This is a genomic window from Krasilnikoviella flava (assembly GCF_900167525.1).
GTDB lineage: Bacteria > Actinomycetota > Actinomycetes > Actinomycetales > Cellulomonadaceae > Isoptericola > Isoptericola flavus.
This window is the reverse complement of record NZ_FUZQ01000007.1, coordinates 162,470-186,331: the sequence shown is the minus strand read 5'-3', so window position 1 is coordinate 186,331 and position 23,862 is coordinate 162,470. Positions and strand designations below refer to the sequence as shown.

The window sequence follows — 23,862 nt, the reverse complement described above, 5'->3', positions numbered from 1 at the left end:
GTGTCTCCTGGTTCTGGTGGGGTGACCTTGCGCGCTGCCGGGTGGGGTCCTGGCGGCGCATGAGGTCAGGACACGACTTGCGCAGGAGAGAGGGGCCTGGGCACGCCGAGTACCCGGCCATTGTGCCAGACCCGGCGGGCGCCCTCCAACCTCGGGTGACGCACCTCTCGCCGGCGGGCGGCGCCGTGCATGGTCGACCGAGCACGGTCAGCCGCGCACGACCTGCCCGCGCAGGACGACGGCGGTGGGGTGCCGCAGGACCTCGACGTCCTCGCGCGGGTCGGCGGGGTAGACGACGAGATCGGCGCTGGAGCCCTCGACGAGCGCCCCGAAGCCCAGCACCTCGCGGGCCCGCCACGACGCCATCGCCACGACGTCCGCGGCGGGGATGCCCGCCGCGACGAGCTCGGCGCACTCGTCCACGATGCGCCCGTGCCCCAGGGTGCCGCCGGCGTCCGTCCCGACGAGCAGCGGGACGCCGGCCTCGTGCAGCGCCCGGACGTGCTCGTACCGGCGCGCGTGCATGCGGCGCATCCGTGCGGCGTAGACGGGGTACCTGTCCTCGGCCTGCCGCGCGATCTCCTCGAAGCGCGCCACCTGCAGGAGCGTGGGCGTCACCGGGATCCGGCGTGCCGCGACCTCGTCGACCAGGTCGCCGACGATGCCGGTGCCGTGCTCGATACCGTCCACCCCCGCGGCGAGCAGGTCCCCGACCACCTCCTCGGAGAAGGCGTGCACCGTGACACGTGCCGCCTCGGCGTGCGCCGCGGCGACCGCCTCGACGAGGACGTCCCGGGGCCACAGCGGGCCGAGGTCGCCCGCGCCGCGATCGATCCAGTCGCCGACCAGCTTGACCCAGCCGTCCGCGCCTCGCGCCTGGGCGCGCACCGCCTCCGGGAGTGCCGCGACGTCGTCCAGCTCGAGACCGAAGTGCCGCAGGTACCGCCGGGGGCGTGCCAGGTGGCGGCCGGCGCGCACGAGGCGCGGCAGGTCGGGGCGCTCCTGCACCCATGAGGTGTCGACGGGCGAGCCGGCGTCGCGCACGAGCAGGACGCCGGAGTCGCGGTCGGCCAGCGCCTGCGCCTCCGCCGTCTCCTGGTCGACGGCGCCGTCGGGCCCGAGGCCCACGTGGCAGTGCACGTCGACCAGGCCGGGCAGCACCCAGCCCTCGAGCTCACGGGTGGCGCTGCCCTGCGGCGACGGCCGGATGAGGCTGACGCGCCCGTCGCGCACCCACATCTCACCGACGTCGCGGTCGCGCCCGAGCAGGACGTGGCCGGTGACGTGCAGCGGGACGTGCGGGGCGGACATGGTCGAAGGCTACAGAGTCCGGGGAACGGCCGGGTCCCGGCCGGTCAGCGCCCGCCGAGCAGCTTGTCGAAGCCGTCCGGGAGCTGAAGCTTCGAGAGGTCCGGCTCGGACGGCTCGGCGCCGCCCACCCCGAACGCGGAGCCGGGGGCCGACTGCTTCTCGGCGGGGCCGCCGAGGGCGCGCTGCATCGCCTCGCGCTCCTGCTGCGCCCGCTTCGCAGGGTTGCCCGACTTGCCCTTGACCTTCTTGGCCGGAGCCTGCTTGCCGCGCGCCTTCTTGCCGCCGCCCGGCATGCCCGGCATCCCGGGCACCCCGCCGGGCATGCCCGGCATCCCGCCGCCCTTGCTCATCTGGCGCATCATCTTCTGCGCCTGCGTGAACCGCTCGAGCAGCTGGTTGACCGCCGTCGTCGTCTGGCCGGAGCCGCGGGCGATGCGGGCACGCCGCGAGCCGTTGATGATCTTGGGGTTGTCGCGCTCGGCCGGCGTCATCGACTGGATGAGGGCCTGGACGCGGTCAACCTCGCGCTCGTCGAAGTTCTCGAGCTGCTCGCGCATCTGACCCATGCCCGGCATCATCCCGAGCATCTTCTTCATGGAGCCGAGCTTCTTCATCTGCTGCATCTGCACCAGGAAGTCGGACAGCGTGAAGTCCTCGCCCTTCTCCACCTTGGCCGCCATCTTGGCGGCCTCGTCGGCGTCGAACGCCTTCTCGGCCTGCTCGATGAGGGTGAGCACGTCACCCATGTCGAGGATGCGCGAGGCCATCCGGTCGGGGTGGAAGACCTCGAAGTCGGTCAGCTTCTCACCGGTCGAGGCAAACATGATCGGCCGGCCCGTGACCGTGGCCACGGACAGCGCGGCACCACCACGGGCGTCGCCGTCGAGCTTGGACAGGACGACGCCGGTGAAGTCGACGCCCTCCTCGAAGGCCTTCGCCGTGGCGACGGCGTCCTGGCCGATCATCGCGTCGATGACGAACAGGACCTCGTCGGGCTGCACCGCGTCGCGGATGTCGCCCGCCTGCTGCATGAGCACGTGGTCGACGCCGAGGCGGCCGGCCGTGTCGACGATGACGACGTCGTGCTGCTTGACCCTCGCCTCGGCGACGCCGTCGCGGGCCACGCTCACCGGGTCGCCGATGACGACCTCGGTCTCGGCACCCTGGTTGCCAGGGTGCGGCGCGTAGACCGGCACGCCGGCGCGCTCCGCGACGACGGAGAGCTGGGTGACCGCGTTGGGTCGCTGCAGGTCGGCGGCGATCAGCAGCGGGGTGTGCCCCTGCTCCTTGAGCGCCAGCGCCAGCTTGCCCGCCAGCGTCGTCTTACCCGCACCCTGGAGACCCGCGAGCATGATGACCGTCGGCGGGGTCTTGGCGAACTGCAGCGGCCGGGTCTGGCCGCCGAGGATCGCCACGAGCTCGTCGTTGACGATCTTCACGACCTGCTGGGCCGGGTTCAGCGCGCCCGACACCTCGGCCGACAGCGCACGCTCGCGCACGGCGGCGGTGAACTCGCGCACGACCGCCACGGCGACGTCGGCGTCGAGGAGGGCCCGGCGGATCTCGCGCACGGTCGCGTCGATGTCCGCCTCGGAGAGCCGGCCACGCCCGCGCAGGTTCTTGAACGTCGCGGTGAGCCGGTCCGACAGGGAGTTGAACACCAGGCAGGTCCTTAAGGGGGGTCTCGATGGGTGCAGCCACCCACCTTACCGGTCGGCCACCGGTCTCCTACCGGTCGCCCGCGAGCGCCCGGCGCGCCTGCCCCGTGAGGTCGTCCACGAGACTCGCCCGCCACGCGGTCCACCCCGCCGGGCCCAGCGACGACGCGTCGGACTCCGTCACGACCCGCACGGTCTCGAGCAGGTCGGCGCGGTGCTCGAGGGCCTCGAGCAGCTCGGCCACGGTGGCGGGGTCCTCGAGGTCGGCGGTCGTCGCCAGCCGCGCGAGGGTGAGGTGGTGGCGCACCACCACGCCCACGTCGTGCGCCACGGCGTCGCCGAACCCCGTGCGGCGCACCACCTCCGGCGCGATCCGAGCCCCCTCCACGGAGTGGTCGGCGTCGAGGGCTCCCCGGCGCTTGCCGATGTCGTGCAGCAGCGCGCCGAGCAGGAGCACTTCGGTCGGCGCGGGCGCGACGCCCGCGTCCGCGGCGACCTGGCGGCGCACCTTGGCGGCCCGGGCCGCCGTCTCCACGAGGTGCCGGTCGACGGTGTGCCGATGGACCGCCGCCCGCTGGGGGCGGTTGCGCACCCCGGCCCACTCCGGCATCCAGGTGGTGACGACCCCAGCGAGGTCGAGCGCCTCCCACACCGGCACCTGCGCCGGCCCCGCGCCGAGCAGGGTGAGGAGCGCGGCACGCGCCGTAGCCGGCCACGGCTCGGGCGGCGGCGGGCACTCCGCGAGGGACTGCACGGTCACCGGCGACAGCGCCAGACCGGTGCGCGCCGCCGTGGCTGCCGCCCGCAACGACAGCAGCGGGTCGTCCGCCGGCTGTGCCCCGACGGCGAGCACCAGCTCGCCGTCGTGCTCCACCAGGCCGTCCCCCACCGAGCGCAGCCGCGGGGCGGACCGGCGGCCGCGCACCATGACCGGCCGGCGCACCGCGGGTCGCTGGAGCGCCTGCCGGGCCCGGCGCACGGTGGAGTCCAGCGCGTAGGAGATCTCCCGGCCGGCCTCGGCGAGGCTCGCGAGCAGCTCGTCGGGGTCGTCGTGGCCGCACCGCGCGGCCACCTCGTCCAGGTCGGCCAGCAGCAGCTTCGTGGACCGGCGCCGCGTCACGACGTGCAGCGTGTCCCGGACGTCCAGCAGGTGCGCGTACGCGCGGTCGACCCGGCCGTGCGGGCGGTCGGTGAGCCAGGTGGCCGCGAGCGCCGACAGCAGGACGGCGTCCCGGATGCCGCCGCGCGACTCCTTGAGGTCCGGCTCGATGAGGTATGCCAGCTCGCCGGCCCGCTCGGCCCGGTCCCGGGCGCTGTGCAGCAGCTCCGGCAGGCGGCGCCGTGACGCCGACCGCCAGTCGGTGAGGATCGCGGACGCCGCCCGGTGCACGACGACCGCGTCGCCGGCCACGGGCCGCACGTCCAGCCACCCGACGGCCGCAGGGAGGTCCGTGGACGCGAGCCTGCGGGTCTGGCTCAGCGAGCGCACGGCGTGATCGATGTCGACGCCGGAGTCCCACAGCGGGTACCAGAGGGCGTCGGCGACGCGCGCGAGCTCGTCGGGCTTGTGCGTGCGCCCGTCGTGCACGAGGACGAGGTCGAGGTCGGACAGCGGCCCGAGCTCCCCGCGCCCCAGGCCGCCGACCGCGGCGAGCGCGATCCCGGCCGGGTCCACGTCCGCCGTGGCGGAGTCGTACAGGGGCGTGATCCGGTCGGTGACGAGCTGCTGCAGGGCGGTGCGGCGCGCGACGCCCGACCGGCCCGGGCCGGTGAGGCCGTCGGCGGTGGCGAGCAGGTCGGCGCGCAGCGCGCCGACGGTGACGGCCGAGCCCCGCACCCCGGCGTCCGGGGTGCGGGGCTCGGTCGCGCCCGGCTGGTCGTCCGGGACCACGGTCAGAGGGCCGCGTCGCCGTGCTCGCCGGTGCGCACGCGCACCACGTCGTCGAGCGCGGTGGTCCACACCTTGCCGTCGCCGATCCGCCCGGTCTGGGCGGCCTTGACGACGACGTCCACGACGGTGGGCGCGTCCTCGTCCGCGACGAGGACCTCCACGCGGACCTTGGGCACCAGGTCCACCGTGTACTCGGCGCCGCGATACACCTCGGTGTGGCCCTTCTGGCGGCCGTATCCGCTGGCCTCGCTGACCGTCATGCCGCGGATCCCGGCGGCCTCGAGGGCGGACTTCACGTCGTCCAGGCGGTGGGGCTGGATGACTCCGGTGACGAGCTTCATGCGCGGATCTCCTTAGCGACGGAACCCTGCTGGATCGTCTCGTACGCGGTCTCGCTGTGCACGGCCAGGTCGATCCCGGCGACCTCGGCCTCCTCGGAGACCCGCCAGCCCATGGTGGCCTTGAGCGCGATCGCGATGAGGTAGGTGATCACGCCGGAGAAGACGACCGCGACGACGGCGATGATCGCCTGGACGACGAGCTGGTTGACCCCGCCGCCGTAGAACAGGCCCGTCTCGGTGGCGAGGAAGCCGATGGAGACGGTGCCCCAGAGGCCGGAGACGAGGTGCACGCCGACGACGTCGAGCGAGTCGTCGTAGCCCAGCTTGTACTTGAGGCCCACCGCGTAGGCGGAGAGCACGCCCGCGATCGCACCGACCGCGATCGAGCCCACGGGGCTCACAGAGCCGGCCGCCGGGGTGATCGCGACGAGGCCCGCCACGACGCCGGAGGCGGCGCCGAGCGACGTCGCCGAGCCGTCGCGCAGCTTCTCCACCACGAGCCAGCCGAGCACCGCGGCCGCGGTGGCGACGGTCGTGTTGACCCAGGCGAGGCCGGCGAAGCCGTCGGCCGTGAACGCGGAGCCGCCGTTGAAGCCGAACCAGCCGAACCACAGGAGCGCCGCGCCGAGCATGACGAGGGGCAGGTTGTGCGGGCGCATCGGCTCCGAGCCGAAGCCCTTGCGCTTGCCCACCACGAGGGCGAGGACGAGCGCGGCGACACCGGCGTTGATGTGCACCACGGTGCCGCCGGCGAAGTCGATGGGCGCCGCGATCCCGCCGAACGGGCCGTCGGCGGACAGCAGGCCGCCGCCCCAGACCATGTGCGCCATCGGGAAGTAGCAGAGGGTCACCCACACGGCCACGAAGACCATCCAGGTGCCGAACTTCGCACGGTCGGCGATCGCACCCGAGATCAGCGCGACGGTGATGATCGCGAACGTGGCCTGGAAGCCCACGCCCACGATGGTCGGGACGCCGAAGTCGTCGATCGCGAACTCACCCGAGGCGTCGTAGATCGCGCCCGAGAGCCCGAACTGGTCGAACGGGTTGCCGACGATCCCGCCCAGGTCGGCGCCGTAGGACATCGACCAGCCCCACAGCACGTAGACCACGCCGACGACGGCGAGCGCGCCGAACGACATCATCATCATGTTCAGGACGGACTTGCCGCGCACCATCCCGCCGTAGAAGAGCGCGAGTCCAGGGGTCATCAGGAGCACGAGAGATGCCGACATCAGCATCCACGCGGTTGCTCCGGTGTCCAGCTCCATGAGTTGTTCCTCCCTCACCAGCCGGGCGGCCGGGTCGGGCACTACCGTGGGCGAACGGGATTTCGCCTGGACTGTTCCCGTGTTACGTGGGTGTGACAAGGCCCCGGCACGCGTAAACGTTGCGTGACGGGGCCTGTCTCCGGCCGCACCGCCGGGCGGATCTGTCGCCCGGGTCAGCCGAGCAGGCCGTCGACGAACTGCTCGGGGTCGAACGGGGCCAGGTCGTCCGGCCCCTCCCCCAGCCCCACGAGCTTGACCGGCACCCCGAGCTCGCGCTGGACGGCGACGACGATACCGCCGCGGGCCGTGCCGTCGAGCTTGGTGAGCACGATGCCGGTGACGCCCGCGACCTCGCCGAAGACCCGCGCCTGGTTGAGGCCGTTCTGACCGGTGGTCGCGTCGAGCACCAGCAGCACCTCGGCGAGCGGGGCCTCGCGGGTGATGACACGGGTGATCTTGCCCAGCTCGTCCATCAGGCCGGCCTTGTTCTGCAGCCGGCCGGCGGTGTCGACGAGGACGACGTCGGTGCCGTCGTCGCGGCCCTTCCGCACCGCGTCGAAGGCGACGGCGGCCGGGTCGGCGCCGTCGCGGTCCGAGCGGACGGTCTCCACGCCCACCCGCGCGCCCCAGGTCTGCAGCTGGTCGGCAGCCGCGGCGCGGAACGTGTCGGCGGCGCCGAGGACGACGGACCGGTCCTCGGCGACCAGGACGCGCGCGAGCTTGCCGACCGTCGTCGTCTTACCCGTGCCGTTGACCCCCACGACCAGGACGACGGCGGGCAGCCGCTCGCCGTCCGCGCCCGTCGGGCCGGTCGTGGCGACCTCGCGGTCGAGCGACGGGTCGACGACCTTGAGCAGCTCCTCGCGCAGCAGGTCGCGCACCGCCTTCGGGTCGCGCACGCCGAGCACGCGCACCCGGGTGCGCAGGGCGTCGAGCAGCTCCTCCGCGGGGCCGGCGCCGATGTCGGCGAGCAGCAGCGTCTCCTCGAGCTCGTCCCAGTCGTCCTCCGTGAGGTGGTCGCGGGACAGCACGCTGAGCAGCCGCGCGCCCAGCGGCGAGCCGGTCCGCGCGAGCCGGTCGCGCAGGCGCACCATGCGGCCGGCCACCGGCTCGGGGGTCTCGAGCGCGGGTGCCGCGGGTTCCACGGCCGCCTCGGGGGCCGCCTCCTCGACGGCGGGCCCGGCCGCCGTGCCGGGCTCCGCGACGCGCCCGTCCCCGGTGGTGGGGGCGGCGATCGTGGAGCCCCCGCCGCGCCGCTTGCGCGACCGCGGGACGAGCAGGGCGGCGCCACCGCCGACCACGACGACGACGCCGAGCAGGATCCAGAGCCAGAGCAGATCAGTCACGCGCACAGTCTCCCAGAACAGCGCGACGGCGCCGCCCGGCGCAGCTCACCGCCGGACGCCTCCCAGGACGCTCACTCCGGCTTGCGGACGGTCCCCACGTGCCACGTGCTGCGCGCCTGCAGCCGGGCGCGGTGCAGGGCGTCGGTGAGCTCCTCCGGGTCGACGTACCCCGGCGCGTCCTCGATGGTCGCGGCGAAGAACTCGTCCATGCCGGTCTCGACGGGGGCGGGCGCCGCGGCACGCCTGCGGCGGAGCCCGGAACGGAAGTCGCGCCAGAACCGGCCGAGGCCGGGGGCCTCGTCGTCCTGACCCTCACGACGTTCCATGACGTTGGCCACGAGGAACACCACCGCGGCGAGAACGAGGGACCCGAGGACCCAGAGGACGAACGTGAGCATGGCGCTATTCTCCCCGCGCATCGACGGTCTCGCGCATCCGCTGGGAGATGACGGTCGTCACACCGTCGCCGCGCATCGTCACGCCGTACAGCGCGTCCGCGACCTCCATCGTGCGCTTCTGGTGGGTGATCACGATGAGCTGGGAGTCCTCCTGCAGCTCGCGGAAGATCTCCAGCAGCCGGCCCAGGTTCACGTCGTCCAGAGCCGCCTCCACCTCGTCCATCACGTAGAACGGGCTGGGACGCGCCTTGAAGATCGACACCAGGAACGCGACCGCCGTGAGCGACCGCTCCCCGCCGGACAGCAGCGACAGCCGTTTGACCTTCTTGCCCGCCGGCCGGGCCTCGACCTCGATGCCCGTGGTGAGAAGATCACCCGGTTCGGTGAGCACCAGCCGCCCCTCGCCGCCCGGGAAGAGGCGGCCGAAGACCCGCTCGAACTGCTCCGCCGTGTCACGGAACGCCTCGGCGAAGACCTGCTGCACGCGCTCGTCGATCTCCTCGACGATGTGCAGCAGGTCCTGGCGCGACTTCTTGAGGTCGGCCAGCTGCTCGGTGAGGAACTGGTGCCGCTCCTCCAGGGCCGCGAACTCCTCCAGGGCCAGCGGGTTGACCGCGCCGATGCGAGCGAGCGCCCGCTCGGCGGTCGCCAGCCGCTTCTCCTGCTCCGCCCGGACGTAGGGGATCTCGCCGGTCGAGCCTGTCGAGTCCTCCGAACCTTCGACGGCTCCGGTTTCGACAGGCTCGACCACCGGGATCGGACGGTGCGGGCCGAACTCCTCCACGAGCACGTCGGGGTCGCTGCCCAGCTCGTCCACGGCCCGCGCCTGCAGCTGCTCGAGCCGCGCCACCTGCTGCGCGCGCGCCACCTCGTCGCGGTGCGCGACGTCGGTGAGGTCGCGCAGCTCGCCCGCGAGCCGGTCGGCGTCCGTGCGGACCGCCTCGAGCTCCTGCTGCCGCGCGGCGCGCTCCTCGTCGGCGGCGGCGCGCTCGGCCTGGGCGCGCTCGATCGACCGGGCGAGGACGGCGAGCGCCGTGCCCGCGTCGTCGCGCACGGCGGCGGCCGTGCGGGCCTCGGCGGCCCGCCGGACCGCCCGGCGCTCGGCCTTCTCGCGCGCCGCGCGCTCCTGCGCCGCCGCGCGGGCCAGCCCCTGGGCGCGGCCCGCGACCGCCCGGGCCCGCTCCTCGCCGGTGCGCAGCTCCAGCCGCGCCTCGGTCTCCGCCGCGCGCGCCTCGGTGGCGGCCGTCTGCGCCTCCTCGCGCGCCGACTGCGCCTCCGTGATCTGCTCCTGCGACTGCGCGGGCTCCGCCTGCGCGACCTCGAGGCGCCGGGCCAGCTCGGCCAGCTCGGCCTCGTCGGAGTCCCGCCGCTCGGCGGCCTGGGCGAGCGTCGTGCGGTGCCGCTCGGCCTCCGCGAGCGCGGAGCGGTGCGCGGCGCCCAGCGTGCCGAGCTGCTCGGCGACGGCGGCGAGCGCGGCGTCCGACTCGTGCAGCAGGGAGAGCGTCTCATCGTGCGCCGCCTGGGCGGTCTCGAGCCGCTCGCGCGCGCCGACCAGCTCGAAGCGGCACCGCTCCCCGCGCGCCGCCGCGTCGTCGAGCCCCTCCTTCGCCTCGTCGAGCGCCGACGTCAGGTGCAGCACGCTCGGCGCCGCGGCGGAACCGCCCCAGGCGCGCGCCGACCCGAGCAGGTCGCCCGCGCGCGTCACGGCGACGACGCCCTGCGCCGCCTGGACCAGCGCGCGGGCCTGGGCCAGGTCGTCCACCACGACGACGTCGCGCAGCAGCGTGCGCAGCGGGCCCGCCGCCGGCCCCGCGACGGTGACGACGTCGGTGGCCCGGCGCGCGCCGTCCGGGAGGTCGACGGCGACCGGCTCGACAGGCTCGACCACCGACGCTGCGCCCACGACGAGCCCCGCACGGCCGGCGTCGTCGTCCCGCAGGCTGCGCAGCGCGTCGACCGCGGCGTCGATGTCGCGCACGGCCACAGCGTCCGCGACCGGACCGAGCGCCGCCGTCACCGCGTCCTCGTAGCCCGGCTCGACGCCGAGCAGCGCGGCGACCGAGCCGAGCACCCCCGGCGCGGCGTCGGCGAGGAGCGCGCCCGCCCCGTCCTTGCGGTCCAGGCTGAGCTCGAGCGCCTCGACGCGCGCGCTCCAGGTGGCGCGGTCGCGCTCCGCCTCCGCCGCGCGGGTCTCGAGGTCGCGCACCGCCTCCTGCGCCTCGGCCAGCGCCGCTGTCGCCCCCTCGTGCCGGGCGTCCAGGTCCTCCTCGCCCTCTTCGGCGCCGACCACCTGCACCTCGAGCGCGCCGAACTCGCGCGCCGCCTTCTCGGCCCGGCGCTCCGCCTCCGTCACGACCTCGCGCACGCGCTCCAGCTCGGCGGCACCCGCCTCGACACGGCTGCGGCGCGCGGCCACCTGCCCGGAGAGCCGGGCGAGGCCCTCGCGCCGGTCGGCGGCACCCCGGTGCAGGGTCGCGAGCTCGCGCTCCGCCGCGTCCGCCGCCTTCTCGGCGTCCGTGCGCGCGGCGACCGCGGACTCGAGCGCGGCCCGAGCGAGCTCGACCTCGCGGGTCAGCTCCGCCTCCGTGGCACGGGCACGCTCGGCCTGCGCCTCGAGGTCCGCCGGGTCCTGGCCGCGGTGCTCCGGCTCGGCCGCACCGAGCAGGCGCACCCGCTCGTCGGCCAGCGTCGCCAGACCGCGCAGCCGCTCCCGCAGCGCGCCCAGCGCGTGGAACGCGTCGGCGGCCCTGCCGGCGTCGGCGACGGCGCCCGACGCGGCGACCTCGAGGCGCGCCAGGTGCTCGCGGGCGCGTTCCAGACCCTGCTCCGTCTCCCGCTGCCGCTCCCGCAGCGCGGCCTCGTCGGCCCGCTCCTGCGTCATCTGGGCGGTGAGCTGGGCCAGGTCGTCCGCGAGGAGGCGGGCCTTCGCGTCCCGCAGGTCCGCCTGCACCGTGCGCGCCTTGCGTGCCGCCTCCGCCTGCCGGCCGAGCGGCCCGAGCTGGCGGCGCAGCTCGGCCGTGAGGTCGGTGAGGCGCGCGAGGTTGCCCTGCATCGCCTCGAGCTTGCGCAGCGCCTTCTCCTTGCGCTTGCGGTGCTTGAGGACGCCGGCGGCCTCCTCGATGAACCCGCGCCGGTCGTCGGGCGTGGCACGCAGCACGGCGTCGAGCTGCCCCTGGCCGACGACGACGTGCATCTCGCGGCCGATGCCGGAGTCGCTCAACAGCTCCTGGATGTCGAGCAGGCGGCACGAGCTGCCGTTGATCGCGTACTCGGACCCACCGCTGCGGAACAGCGTGCGGGAGATCGTCACCTCGGTGTAGTCGATCGGCAGCGCGCCGTCGGTGTTGTCGATCGTGAGGGCCACCTCGGCCCGGCCCAGCGGCGGGCGGCCCGCGGTGCCGGCGAAGATGACGTCCTCCATCTTGCCGCCGCGCAGCGACTTCACGCCCTGCTCCCCCATCACCCACGCCAGCGCGTCGACCACGTTCGACTTGCCCGAGCCGTTGGGCCCGACCACGCAGGTGATGCCCGGCTCGAGGCTCAGCGTCGTCGCCGAGGCGAACGACTTGAAGCCGCGGAGCGTGAGCGTCTTGAGGTGCACGCGGCGAGCCTAACCGCCGGATGCCGCGGATCCGCGGAACTCCGCCGGTCCGCCCGGACGCGGCGGACACGACGACGGCCGGGCCCGCCGGGGCCCGGCCGTCGTCGTGCGCCCGGCCGCGGCCGGGGACGGGTCACAGACCCGGGAACCAGAGCCCGATCTCGCGTGCCGCCGACTCGGTCGAGTCGGAGCCGTGCACGAGGTTCTGCTGCACCTTCAGGCCCCAGTCGCGGCCGAGGTCGCCGCGGATGGTGCCCGGTGCCGCCTCGGTCGGGTTGGTGGCGCCCGCCAGCGAGCGGAAGCCCGGGATGACGCCCTGGCCCTCGGCGACGACGGCGAGCGTCGGGCCCGAGAGCATGAAGTCGACCAGCGGCTGGTAGAACGGCTTGCCCTCGTGCTCGGCGTAGTGCGCGGCGAGGAGCTCGGTCGTGGCCTGCTTGAGCTCCACGGCGACGAGCGTGTACCCCTTCGCCTCGATGCGTCGCAACACCTCGCCGGACAGGCCGCGGCGCACGCCGTCGGGCTTGACGAGCACGAGGGTGCGCTCGACGGCGGGGGTGGACGGCTCGGCGGGCAGGGTGGTGTCTGCGGCGTCGGTCATGGCGAAGAGCCTATCGGCGCCGCGAGCCCCTCCGACCACGCGATCCGTCCCGCCCCGGCGTGAATGACGACACAGGTCCCGTGCCAGACGGCCCCGGAGGTCCCGAAGGGCCCGGGGTCAGAGGTTCGGCGCGGTCTCCGGGTGCTCGGCATCGTAGGTGGCACGCTCGCGGTCGATGCGACCGCCCAGGCGCAGCGCGACGACCCACATCGCGACGAACACCACCCCGACGACGAACATCATCGGCAGCAGCAGGCCCATCGCCAGCACCGGCACCTGCACCGCCGTCCCCGCGTAGTACCCCATCGGTGTCCCGACCATCCGGGACATCACCAGCAGCACCACGAACAGCACGCCGACGACGAGCCACAGCGCGACGGGCGACTCGATGACCAGGGGTCCGCGCTCGTAGCCGGAGTTCCGCAGCCCGTACAGGGCGACGCCGGCGAACAGCACCACGAACGCCTCCAGCTGCAGCATCATCGACGTGAACTGCACCTTGGCGGGCTTACGGGGCTTGATGGCGTCCCCCGGGCGGGGACGGTCGTCCTTCTTGCTCACGACCCCACGATATCCGCGCGCTCGCGGCTCCCGGGACCGTCGTCGTCGGACGCGACGTCCGCGGCGGCCTCCGGCGCCCCCACGGCCACCGGGACCTCGTCGAGGGCGCCGGCCTTCGCCGGGTCCGCGACCGCCTCGCCGCGCGCCACCATGCCGGCGACGTCGGAGAGCTTGATCACGGGCAGGAAGAGCGCCAGCACGAGGCCGACCCCGACGAGCGGCACGAGATACCAGAACGACGGCGCGAGGGCGTCGGCGTAGGCGTCGATGACCCCGGTCTTGAGCGGCTCGGGCAGCGACTGCACGATGCCCGGCGTGAGGCTCGCCTCCCCCGCACCGCCGGAGCCGGCGGGCGCGCCCGCGAAGACCTCGGTGAGGTTGTCGGTCAGGCGCGTGGTGAAGATCGTCGTGAACAGGGCGGTGCCCACGGCCGCGCCGATCTCGCGGAAGAAGTTGTTGGACGACGTGGCCGTGCCGAGCTCGCGCGGGTCGACGGCGTTCTGGACGGCCAGCACGACGGTCTGCATCACGAGGCCCATGCCGGCTCCGAGCGTGAAGATCATGGCCCCGAAGGTCCACATCGACATGTCGCCGGACAGGGTCGTCAGCCACACCATCGCCAGGATCACGACGATCAGGCCGGCGACCGGGTAGGCCTTGTACTTCCCCGTCTTGGAGATCGCGATACCCGAGACGATGGAGGTGAGCATCATGCCGGCCATCATCGGGAGCATCAGCCAGCCCGACTCCGTGACTCCGGCGCCGGTGGACATCTGCAGGAACGTCGGGATCATCGCCATGGCCGAGAACATGCCCATGCCGAGCACCAGGCCGATGAGCGTGGTGATCGTGAAGGTGCGGTTCTTGAACAGCCGCAGGGGGATCAGCGGCTCCTTGGCACGCGTCTCGACGACGATGAACGTGGCGACGGCGGCGAGGGTCAGCACGACCAGGCCCGAGAGGCGCCAGTTGCTCCAGTCGTAGCCGCCGGACGACAGCGACTCCCAGCTGGTGACGAGCACGATGCCCGTGGTGGCGACCGCCATCGAGACGATGCCGGCCCAGTCGACAGGGCGCGACGAGCGGTGCGACGGGAGCTTGAGCGCGAACCAGGCGATGGCGAACGCGGCGATGCCGACGGGGATGTTGAGCCAGAAGGTCCAGCGCCAGCCCGGGCCCTCGGTGAGCCAGCCGCCCAGGAGCGGTCCGAGCACGGCGGAGATGCCGAACAGGGCGCCGAGGGGGCCCATGTACTTGCCGCGCTCCGAGGCGGGCACGATGTCGGCGATGATCGACTGCGACAGGATCATCAGGCCGCCGCCGCCGAGGCCCTGCACGGCCCGCCAGATGACGAGCTCGGGCATGTTCTGCGCGAACCCGGCGCCGGCCGAGGCGAGGGTGAACAGGCCGATGGCGACGAGGAACGGCCACCGGCGCCCGTAGAGGTCACCGAACTTGCCGTACAGCGGCATGCCGATGGCGACGGCCAGGATGTAGGCCGTGATGACCCACCCCTGGTGCTCGACGCCGTTCAGCTCGCCGACGATGGTGGGCATCGCGGTGCCGACGATCGTCTGGTCGAGGGAGGACAGGAACATCGACGCCATCAGGGCGCCGAAGATCAGCCAGACGGTGCGCTGCGTCAGGACGACGAGCGGCTTGTCCGGCGCGGTGGGAGCAGCGTGGCTCATGGGACACCTCGGTTCGGTGGCGCGCGGGGGCGCCGGGGTAGTGACGGGGGCTGTGGTGCGGGACTGCGGGTGACGGGGTACGGGCGGGACGGCCCGTTGCTCAGGACGTGAGCACCGCGGTGAGCTGGCCGACGACTCGCGACACGTGGTCGCCGACGTCGCCCTCGTGACCGGTGCGTGCCCAGTCGTCCATCGCGGCTCGCGCGAGGACGAAGACGACCATCGCGCACATCTCGGGGTCCGCCGGCAGGGGTGCCGACTCGTGCCGCCGCTCGAACAACGCGACGACCTGGGCCTTGTGCCGCTCGAACCAGGCGAAGTGCCGGCCGAGCAGCCGCGGCTCGAGCTGCAGGATCTCCATCATCTGCTCGCCCTGGTGCTTGCCGGGGCCGGCGAAGGCGGCGAGCAGCGACCGGACGAGCACCTCGAGGTCCGCCACCAGCCGCCCGTGGGGGCCGCCTGCCGCGAACGTCTCGCGGGTCTCGGCGCTCGGCTCGAAGGAGCCCTGACCGAGCACCGCGTCGTCCTTCGACTCGAAGTAGTTGAAGAACGTGCGGGGCGAGATCTGGGCCGCCTCGGCGATCTCCTCCACCGTGACCGCGTCGAGCCCGCGCTCGAGCACGAGCCGTTGGGCGGACTCGACGATCGCGTCCGTGCGCGCGCGCTTCTTGCGCTCACGCAGTCCGAGGTCGCCGGCGGGAGGGGTCACCGGACAATCATGCACCCACTGCAATATTGCACCAAGTGCAATCTTCTGTGAGCGTGGTCACACCTCGCCGAAGCCGCCCTCGATCAGCCCCACGACCGTCGCCACCGCGTCGTGCGCGTCGGCCCCGCGCGCGGACACCTCGACCTCGGTCCCGGCCGCCGTGCCGAGCGCCATGAGCTGCAGCACGCTCGTCGCGTCCACGCCCTGCAGGGTCACCGGACCGCCGAAGGCCGCCGCGGCCCGCGCCACCACCGCCGCCGGGCGGGCGTGCAGGCCCAGCGGGTTGCGGACCACGACCCGCGCCGTCACCGCGTCCTCGCCAGCGCCCGCCGCCGTGGCGGTAGCGGCGGCCGCAGCGGCAGCGGGGGCCGCAGCGGCAGCGGGGGCCGCAGCGGCAGCGGGGGCCGCGGGCGGCGCCGGCGCCCCCGCTCCCTCGGCCGCGGCGAGCACCACGTCGAGGCCCGCTCCCTGCTGCGCCGCGACGGCCGCGGCGACAGCCCCCTCGACGAACGGCGCGTCGGCGAGCCGCACGCGTCCCGCGAGGTCGTCGTCGAGCTCCAGCGCCGTCTCGACCGTGAGGACGGCGGAGCCGAGGTCCGCGAGCACGACGACGCCGTCCACGCCGGGCAGCACCCGCTCCAGTGCGCCCTGGACGACCTCCAGCGAGGTACCCAGACCGCCGTCGGCGTCACCGGCACCGTGGTCGACGACGACGTCGGGAGCCATCTCGCGGGCCAGCTCGGCCGCCCCTTCGGCGAGCCGCACCGAGTGGGAGACCAGCAGCAGCCCGACGCTCACTCCGCGTCCGCTCCCGCGACCCCGTCCGGCACGCCGTCCAGCGCCGCGTCGAGCGCGGCGCGCAGCAGGAGCGCCGTCGAGCGCGCCCCCGGGTCCTCGTGGCCCGCGCTCCGCTCCCCCAGGTACGAGGCACGACCCTTGGTCGCCACGAGCGGGATCGTGCCCGTCGCCCCGGCGTCGGCCGCGTCCGCCGCGGCCCGCAGCACCTCGACCGGATCGCTCCCGGCGTCGGCGGCGGCCGTGGCTGCCTCGACCGCCGGCGCGAGGGCGTCGACCATCGTCTTCTCCCCCACCTGCGCCTTGCCGCGCGACGTCACGCCCTCGAGGGCGGCGTCCAGCAGGACGACGACGCCGGACTCGTCGATGCTCGGGCGGGCGGACCGCTTCGCCGCCCGCAGGAACGCCGTCCCGTACAGCGGGCCGGAGGCACCCCCGACCTTCGACATGAGGGTGGTCGCGACGAGCATCAGCACGTCACCGACGTCCGCGCGCTCCGGGGCGCCCGGCTCGTCCAGCTTGGCCAGCACCGCCTGGAACCCGCGGTTCAGGTTCTCCCCGTGGTCGCCGTCCCCGATCTGGCGGTCGAGCTCGGTGAGCTCGTCCTTCGCCCCCGCCACGGCGTCGGCGGTGCGTCGCACCCAACGTTCCGCCCAAGCCACGTCGAGCCCCATGACCGCACGCCTCCTCGCCTCGGGGCGCCCCGCGGCGCCCGTCACCAGTGCAACGCCGCCGTCCGCACCGGCGCGTCCCACAGCTCCCGCAGCTCGTCGTCCAGCCGCAGCAGCGTGATCGACGCGCCCTGCATCTCCAGCGACGTCACGTAGTTGCCCACGAGCGACCGGGAGACGGTGACGCCGCGCTCCTCGAGCAGCCCGCGCGCTCGACCATAGACGACGTAGAGCTCGGACAGCGGGGTGCCGCCCATCCCGTTGACGAACAGCAGCACGTCCTCGCCCCCGGCCAGGTGCAGGTCGTCGGCGACGGGATCGAGGAGGCTGCGCGTGATCTCGCGCGCGCCCGCGAACGGGATGCGATGCCGCCCGGGCTCGCCGTGGATGCCGATGCCGATCTCGACCTCGTCGTCGGGCAGGTCGAAGGACGGCTTGCCGACGTGCGGCACCGTGCAGGCGGTCAGGGCGACGCCCATGCTGCGCACGTTCGCCACCACCCGCCCGGCGATCTCCGTCACCGCGCCGAGGTCGTCGCCGCGCGCCGCCGCGGCACCCGCGATCTTCTCCACGCACACCGTGCCGGCCACACCACGCCGGCCCGCGGTGTACAACGAGTCCTCGACGGCGACGTCGTCGTTGACGAGGATCGTCGCGACCTGCGACCCCTCGGCCTCGACGAGCTCCACCGCCGTCTCGAAGTTGAGGACGTCGCCCGTGTAGTTCTTCACGATCGCGACGACGCCGGCGCCCGAGTCCGCGCCCAGCACGGCCGGGACGATCTGGTCCGGCGTCGGCGAGGTGAACACCGCGCCGGGCACCGCCGCGTCCAGCATCCCGTCGCCCACGAACCCGGCGTGCAGCGGCTCGTGCCCGGAGCCGCCGCCGCTGACGAGGCCCACCTTGCCGGGGACTGGCCCGCCGGCGCGGGAGACGTACACGGGCTCCGTGTGCACCTGCACCAGGCCGGCGTGGGCCAGCCCGAATCCCGTGAGCGAGTCGGTGACCGCGTCCGCGGGGTCGTCGAGCAGCTTCTTCATGTCGTGCCTCCTCGCCTGGCGCCGCCGCGCACCGTGGCGGCCTGCCCCCATCCAACACCCGGCGGGCACGCCACGCAGCACCCCCAGGCACCGCGAGCGGGTGATCGTGCGGCGGCCCGGGCGGGCGCCGTCAGCCGCGCCCGAGCAGGATCCGCGCGTCCGCCACGGTGATGACCGAACCCGTGACCAGGATGCCCCGCCCCGTGCCGACGCCCACCTGGTCACCGCTCTCGGCGAGGTCGGCCGCGACCTGCAGCGCCTCGTCCAGCCGCGCGGCCGTCCGCACCCGGTCCTCGCCGAAGATCTCCTGCGCCACCTCGAGCAGGTCCTCGGGGTCGGCCGAGCGGGCCGACGAGTTCCGCGTGAGCACGAGGTCGGTGAGCGCCGGCTCGAGCGTCGCCAGCAGGCCCTCCACGTCCTTGTCCGCCATGACCGCGACGACGCCGACCAGGCGCGACAGGTCGAACTCCTCCTCCAGCGCGCCGACCAGCGCCTCGGCCCCGTGCGGGTTGTGCGCCGCGTCGACGATCACCGTGGGGCTGGAGCGCACCACCTCGAGACGGCCCGGCACGACGACGTCGGCGAACGCCGTCTCCACGACGCCGCCGTCGAGGGCGCGCCCGCCGAGCAGCGCCTCCACCGCGGCGAGCGCGAGCAGCGCGTTGTGCGCCTGGAACGCGCCGTGCAGCGGCACCAGCACCTCGGTGTACAGGCCGGCGGGCGTGCGCAGGTCCACGAGCTGGCCGCCGACGGCCACCCGGCGCCCGGCGACCTCCAGCTCCACGCCTTCCCGCAGCAGGTGCGCCGAGACCTCGGCGGCGCGCTCGCGCAGGATCTCGTCGACCACGACCTCCTGCTGGGCGCTGACCACGGTGGCACGCTCCTTGACGATGCCCGACTTCTCCGTGGCGATCTCGGCGAGGGTGGAGCCGAGCCAGCGCTCGTGGTCGATACCGACGGGCGTGAGCACGGCGACCTCGCCGTCGACGACGTTGGTGGAGTCCCACCGGCCGCCCATGCCGACCTCGACCACCGCCACGTCCACGGGAGCGTCCGCGAAGGCGGCGACCGCCATCACCGTCAGCACCTCGAAGAAGCTCAGGCGCGGGCCGCCGGTCTCCTGCGACTCGCGGTCGACCACGCCGATGTAGGGCGCGACGTCCTCCCACACCTCGACGAACCGGGCGGCGCTCAGCGGCTCGCCGTCCACCTGGATCCGCTCGGTGACGCTCGTGAGGTGGGGCGAGGTGAACAGGCCGGTGCGCAGCCCGTGCTCGCGCACCAGGCGCTCCGTCATGCGCGCCGTCGACGACTTGCCGTTGGTGCCCGTGAGGTGGATCGCGCGGAACGCGTGCTGCGGGTCCCCGAGCAGCTCGAGCACGCGTCGCACGCGGTCGAGCGTCGGGTCGATGTCGTGCTCCGGCGCGCGCGACATGATCTCGGCGTAGACCTCGCGCAGCGACTCCGCCGCGACGGCGTCCTCCGCCGCACGTCGGGCGGCCTGGAGCTCGGCCGTGCGGGCCTTGCGCGCGGCGGACGAGGACTGGTGCTCAGCGTCGGGGGTCACCGTCCGAGGATATGCGGTGCGTGCTCGGGGTAAGCCCCGGCGTCAGCGTGGGGCGAGCACCACGACCGGGGTCTCGCCGGCCCGGTGCGCGGCGAACCGGTCGATCTCGCCCCAGCCTTGGTGGCGGCCGACGAGGTCCCACAGCCGCTCCCGCTCCTCCCCCTGCGCCGCCGCCCCCCGGACGGGCCGCGGGCCGTCGACGGTGTCGACGACGGCGTCGGGATGCGCGCGCAGGTTGAGCCACCAGGCGGGCGGCGGGTCGCCCCAGCCGTTCATCGCCAGCGTCACGTACCGGCCGTCGTCCTCGACGTAGCCGAGGATCACGGCGCGCTCCTGCCCGCTGCGCCGCCCGACGACGCGCAGGCGCAGCATGCCGAACTTCCCGTCCGGCACGGGCCGGCGCAGCGGCCATCGACCGCGGGTGAGCCGGTAGCCGGCGCGCTGGAACGCCCACGCCGACCGCACGAACCAGCGCGGCGGCACGAAGGGCCGGCCGTTCTCGGGGGCGGGCGTCGCGTGCTTGCTGCCCATGGCTGGCTCCTCGCGAGGGCCGGCGCCGACGCGCCGGGGAGCACCAGCGTAGTCCGGCGCACCCGCGGACGCCCGGGTGCCCGAGCGTCTCCGTCGGTCCGGATCCGCTGCTCGAATCCGGACCGACGGAGACGCGCGGTGGCGTCAGCGCTTGGCGACCCGCACCACGCGCTCACCGTCGCCGGCGGCCACGGTGAGGTCGACGGCGAGCGTCTCGCGCGCGATGAGCTCGCGGTGCGCCTCGACCGCGCCGAGGTGCTCCGCGGGGACGTCGAGCTCGAGGGCGATGCGGTCGCTCACCTCGAGGCCGGCGGCCTTGCGGGCGTCCTGCACGTCGCGGACGACGTCGCGGGCGTAGCCCTCGGCCCGCAGGGCGTCGTCGAGCGCGAGGTCCAGGACGACGAACCCGCCGCCGGGCAGCACCGACGCGGCCACGTGCTCGCCCGCCGCGTCGCCCACGACGGTGGTGAGCTCGTACTCGGTCTCCAGCATCTCGACGGGGCCGTCGTCGGTCGTCACGACCACGAGGCCGTTCTCGTCGCGGGCCCACGCCCCCGACTTGGCCGCCTTGATGACCGCCTGGACGCCGCGGCCCAGGCGCGGGCCCGCGGCGCGCGCGTTGACGGCCAGGCGCTCGGTGATGCCGAACCGCTCGGACGCATCCGCGTCCGCCACGACGAGGTCGACCGCCTTGACGTTGAGCTCCGTGGTCAGCAGACCGACGTAGTCCGCGAGCGCCGCCGGGTCCGGCACCGCCACGGTGAGTCGGGCCAGCGGCTGGCGCACGCGCAGCTGGTGCGCCTTGCGCAGCGCGAGCGCGCTGGACACGACGGCGCGGACCTCGTCCATCGCGGCGACCAGGTCGTCGTCGCGCACGAGCGCCGCCTCCGGCACCTGACGCACACCCTTGGCGTAGACGCCGTCGGCGCCTTCGAACCGCTCCCCGACCTCCTGGGTGCTGGCCGGCCAGTGCGTCAGGTGCACGGAGCGGCCGCCGGTGAGGCCCCGCCAGACCTCCTCCGCCAGCAGCGGGGCGAGCGGCGCCATGACCCGGGTCAGCGTCTCGAGCGCCGTGTACAGGGTGTCGAACGCGTCGGCGTCCTCGTCCCAGAAGCGGTCCCGCTGGGTGCGCACGTACCAGTTGGTGAGGACGTCGAGGTGCTCGCGCACCGACTCGCAGGCGCCGGCGATGTCGTAGGCGTCGAGCTGCGCCGTGACCGTCGCGACGAGGTCGTGCGTGCGCGCCAGCAGGTAGCGGTCGAGGGCCGGCAGGCCGGGGACCCGCTCGGCCGTGACGGGCTTTGCGACGTACCCGTCGCCCTCCGCAGCGCTGTTCGCGTACAGGGTGAAGAAGTAGTACGTGCTCCACAGCGGCAGCAGCACCTGGCGCACGGCGTCGCGGATGCCGTCCTCCGTGACGACGAGGTTGCCGCCGCGCAGGATCGGGCTGGCCATGAGGAACCAGCGCATCGCGTCCGAGCCGTCGCGGTCGAAGACCTCCGAGACGTCCGGGTAGTTGCGCAGGGACTTGCTCATCTTGCGGCCGTCGGAGCCCAGCACGATGCCGTGCGAGACGGCGCTGCGGAACGCGGGCCGGTCGAACAGCGCCGTGGCCAGCACGTGCAGCGTGTAGAACCAGCCGCGGGTCTGGCCGATGTACTCGACGATGAAGTCGCCCGGGTAGTGGTGCTCGAACCAGTCCGCGTTCTCGAACGGGTAGTGCACCTGGGCGTACGGCATGGAACCCGAGTCCACCCACACGTCCATGACGTCCTCGACGCGGCGCATCGTGGACCGGCCGGTCGGGTCGTCCGGGTTCGGCCGCACCAGGTCGTCGACGAACGGGCGGTGGAGGTCCGGCTCGCCGTCGGCGTTCAGGGGCAGGCGCCCGAAGTCGCGCTCGATCTCCGCCAGCGACCCGTACACGTCGAGGCGCGGGTGCGCCGGGTCGTCCGACTTCCACACCGGCACGGGCGAGCCCCAGAACCTGTTGCGGGTGATCGACCAGTCGCGGGCGTTCTCCAGCCACTTGCCGAACTGGCCGTGCTGGATGTGCTCGGGCGTCCACGAGATCTCCTCGTTGAGCTCGAGCATGCGCTCCTTGATCTTGGTGACCTCGACGAACCACGACGACACGCCCATGTACATGAGCGGCTGCCGGCAGCGCCAGCAGTGCGGGTACGAGTGCGCGTACGACTCGCGGCGCAGGAGCACCGTGCCCGACGTCGTGGAACCGGCGTCGGCCTCCCCGCGGGTGCGGGCCTTGAGGTGGTCGATGATCGGCAGGTTGGCGTCGAAGACCTGCAGGCCCGCGTACTCGTCGACCGGGTGCGTGAACTTGCCGTCGGCGCCCACCGGCATGACGGACGCGACGCCCTCGCGGTCGCAGACGACCTTGTCGTCCTCGCCGAACGCGCCGGCGCTGTGCACCAGGCCGGTGCCGTCCGTCGTCGTGACGAAGTCCGCCTCGACCACGCGGTGCGCGCGCTCCCGGCCCTCGTAGTAGGAGAACGGCGGCACGTAGGAGGTCTGCAGCAGGTCCCGGCCCCGCAGGCGGCCGACGACGCGCGGCGCGTCCTCGCCCTCGTCGGTCAGCTCGCGGGCGTACGCGTCCACGCGGCCCTCGGCGAGCACGTACCGCTGCGGCGTGCCGGTGAAGGACGACTCCACGACGACGTACTCGATGTCCGGACCGACCATGACGAGCAGGTTGGAGGGCAGGGTCCAGGGCGTCGTCGTCCAGATGAGGAGCTTGTCTCCGGGCCGCACCGCCTCCTGGCCTGCGGGCGCGGTGACGACGTCGAAGCCGACGGTCACGGCCGGGTCCTGGCGCGTCTGATAGACGTCGTCGTCCATGCGCAGCTCGTGGTTGCTCAGCGGCGTCTGGTCGTTCCAGCAGTACGGCAGCACACGGAAGTCCTCGTAGACGAGGCCCGCGTCGTAGAGCTTCTTGAAGCCCCACAGCACCGACTCCATGTAGGTGGCGTTGAGCGTCTTGTAGTCGTGGTCGAAGTCGACCCAGCGCGCCTGGCGCGTGACGTAGTCGCGCCAGTCGGACGTGTACCTCAGCACCGAGGCGCGGCACGCGGCGTTGAACTTCTCGATCCCCAGCTCGAGGATCTCGTCCTTGGTCTTGATGCCGAGCTGGCTCATCGCCTCGAGCTCGGCGGGCAGGCCGTGCGTGTCCCAGCCGAACCGGCGCTCCACGTGCTTGCCACGCATCGTCTGGTAGCGCGGCACGACGTCCTTCGCGTAGCCCGTGAGGAGGTGGCCGTAGTGCGGCAGCCCGTTGGCGAACGGCGGGCCGTCGTAGAAGACGAACTCGTTGCTGCCGTTCTCGCCCGCCGGGTTCTTCGCGACGGATGCGCGGAACGTGTCGTCGGCGGCCCAGAAGTCCAGCACCTCACGCTCGATCGCCGGCAGGTCCGGGGAAGCGGGCACTCCGGCGATACCGAAGGCGGCGCCGGGCTGCTGGTCGGACGAGCGGTGCTGCGGATAGGCCATGGGTGGGCTCCTGTGCGGACGGTGGTACGGGCCGGCTGGTGAGGGTCGTGCTGCCGTGCGAGGACGACTCCCCCGCCCCGAAGGACGCGGTCACCGCGGTACCACCCCGCTTGCGGACGTCGATCGTGCTGACGCCCGCCGCTCGTTCACGGCTGTGACGGGCCTACCCGTCCGGTTCTACTGAGAGCGGGGGCCGCTCCGTTCTTCCGGAGGCTCGCCGGTGATGGCCGGGTCGACGCCTGTGCCTCCATGGTAGCCAGGCGCGCAAGCGAGATCGTCCCGCCGTCGCGCCTGTCGAGATGCCACGTAGATTGCACGATCCTCCGGCTATGCATCCTGACCGGCCCTCGACCGAGGGCGAGGGCTCGCGCAGGG

General features: G+C 73.9%; 18 protein-coding genes. All 18 read right to left on the bottom strand.

Annotated elements, in window-relative coordinates:
* Positions 1-207 precede the first annotated feature (207 nt).
* The 18 genes from B5Y66_RS18985 to ileS all read right to left on the bottom strand — a co-directional run bounded on the left by B5Y66_RS18985 (position 208) and on the right by ileS (position 23,487).
* A complete protein-coding gene (locus tag B5Y66_RS18985; RefSeq protein ID WP_079576169.1) occupies positions 208-1,311 on the bottom strand; it encodes an amidohydrolase family protein in 1,104 nt (367 codons plus the stop codon).
* Between the two features lie 44 nt (positions 1,312-1,355).
* The gene (ffh, locus tag B5Y66_RS18980; protein ID WP_079576168.1) at positions 1,356-2,972 is read right to left on the bottom strand and encodes a signal recognition particle protein; all 1,617 of its coding nucleotides are present in this window, start codon (positions 2,970-2,972) and stop codon (positions 1,356-1,358) included.
* 67 nt (positions 2,973-3,039) lie between these two features.
* On the bottom strand, positions 3,040-4,860 hold the full coding sequence (locus B5Y66_RS18975; protein ID WP_079576167.1) for a [protein-PII] uridylyltransferase family protein: 1,821 nt from the start codon (positions 4,858-4,860) through the stop codon (positions 3,040-3,042).
* 2 nt (positions 4,861-4,862) lie between these two features.
* Entirely contained in the window at positions 4,863-5,201 is a 339-nt protein-coding gene (locus tag B5Y66_RS18970) for a P-II family nitrogen regulator (protein WP_079576166.1), read from the bottom strand.
* On the bottom strand, positions 5,198-6,472 hold the full coding sequence (locus tag B5Y66_RS18965; protein WP_079576165.1) for an ammonium transporter: 1,275 nt from the start codon (positions 6,470-6,472) through the stop codon (positions 5,198-5,200). Before B5Y66_RS18965 ends, B5Y66_RS18970 begins: the two co-directional genes overlap by 4 nt.
* A 173-nt stretch (positions 6,473-6,645) precedes the next feature.
* Positions 6,646-7,818, bottom strand: coding sequence for a signal recognition particle-docking protein FtsY (gene ftsY, locus B5Y66_RS18960; protein WP_079576164.1), 1,173 nt, complete (start codon positions 7,816-7,818; stop codon positions 6,646-6,648).
* Between the two features lie 71 nt (positions 7,819-7,889).
* On the bottom strand, positions 7,890-8,216 hold the full coding sequence (locus B5Y66_RS18955) for a hypothetical protein (protein ID WP_079576163.1): 327 nt from the start codon (positions 8,214-8,216) through the stop codon (positions 7,890-7,892).
* A gap of 4 nt (positions 8,217-8,220) precedes the next feature.
* Positions 8,221-11,817 (bottom strand): chromosome segregation protein SMC, encoded by a 3,597-nt coding sequence (gene smc / locus B5Y66_RS18950; protein WP_079576162.1) that lies wholly within the window; start codon positions 11,815-11,817, stop codon positions 8,221-8,223.
* Positions 11,818-11,950: 133 nt separating this feature from the next.
* On the bottom strand, positions 11,951-12,418 hold the full coding sequence (gene ndk / locus B5Y66_RS18945) for a nucleoside-diphosphate kinase (protein WP_079576161.1): 468 nt from the start codon (positions 12,416-12,418) through the stop codon (positions 11,951-11,953).
* A 117-nt stretch (positions 12,419-12,535) separates the two neighbouring features.
* Entirely contained in the window at positions 12,536-12,979 is a 444-nt protein-coding gene (locus tag B5Y66_RS18940) for a DUF4233 domain-containing protein (protein ID WP_245807219.1), read from the bottom strand.
* Positions 12,976-14,670 carry an MDR family MFS transporter gene (locus B5Y66_RS18935; RefSeq protein ID WP_079576160.1) on the bottom strand — a complete coding sequence of 565 codons (1,695 nt, stop codon included), beginning with the start codon at positions 14,668-14,670 and terminating at the stop codon, positions 12,976-12,978. Before B5Y66_RS18935 ends, B5Y66_RS18940 begins: the two co-directional genes overlap by 4 nt.
* 100 nt (positions 14,671-14,770) lie before the next feature.
* Entirely contained in the window at positions 14,771-15,379 is a 609-nt protein-coding gene (locus tag B5Y66_RS18930) for a TetR/AcrR family transcriptional regulator (protein WP_079576159.1), read from the bottom strand.
* A 57-nt stretch (positions 15,380-15,436) separates the two neighbouring features.
* The gene (gene dhaM, locus B5Y66_RS18925; protein ID WP_079576158.1) at positions 15,437-16,177 is read right to left on the bottom strand and encodes a dihydroxyacetone kinase phosphoryl donor subunit DhaM; all 741 of its coding nucleotides are present in this window, start codon (positions 16,175-16,177) and stop codon (positions 15,437-15,439) included.
* Complete coding sequence (gene dhaL / locus B5Y66_RS18920; RefSeq protein WP_079576157.1) at positions 16,174-16,848, bottom strand: dihydroxyacetone kinase subunit DhaL; 675 nt, start codon at positions 16,846-16,848, stop codon at positions 16,174-16,176. The genes dhaM and dhaL overlap by 4 nt, the downstream gene beginning before the upstream one ends.
* Positions 16,849-16,889: 41 nt before the next feature.
* Positions 16,890-17,885: a dihydroxyacetone kinase subunit DhaK gene (dhaK, locus tag B5Y66_RS18915; protein WP_079576156.1), complete on the bottom strand. Its 996-nt coding sequence runs from the start codon at positions 17,883-17,885 to the stop codon at positions 16,890-16,892.
* 130 nt (positions 17,886-18,015) lie between these two features.
* Entirely contained in the window at positions 18,016-19,320 is a 1,305-nt protein-coding gene (locus tag B5Y66_RS18910; RefSeq protein WP_176168938.1) for a bifunctional folylpolyglutamate synthase/dihydrofolate synthase, read from the bottom strand.
* A gap of 174 nt (positions 19,321-19,494) precedes the next feature.
* Positions 19,495-19,983 (bottom strand): nitroreductase/quinone reductase family protein, encoded by a 489-nt coding sequence (locus B5Y66_RS18905; RefSeq protein ID WP_079576154.1) that lies wholly within the window; start codon positions 19,981-19,983, stop codon positions 19,495-19,497.
* Positions 19,984-20,127: 144 nt separating this feature from the next.
* Entirely contained in the window at positions 20,128-23,487 is a 3,360-nt protein-coding gene (ileS, locus tag B5Y66_RS18900) for an isoleucine--tRNA ligase (protein ID WP_079576153.1), read from the bottom strand.
* Positions 23,488-23,862 lie beyond the last annotated feature (375 nt).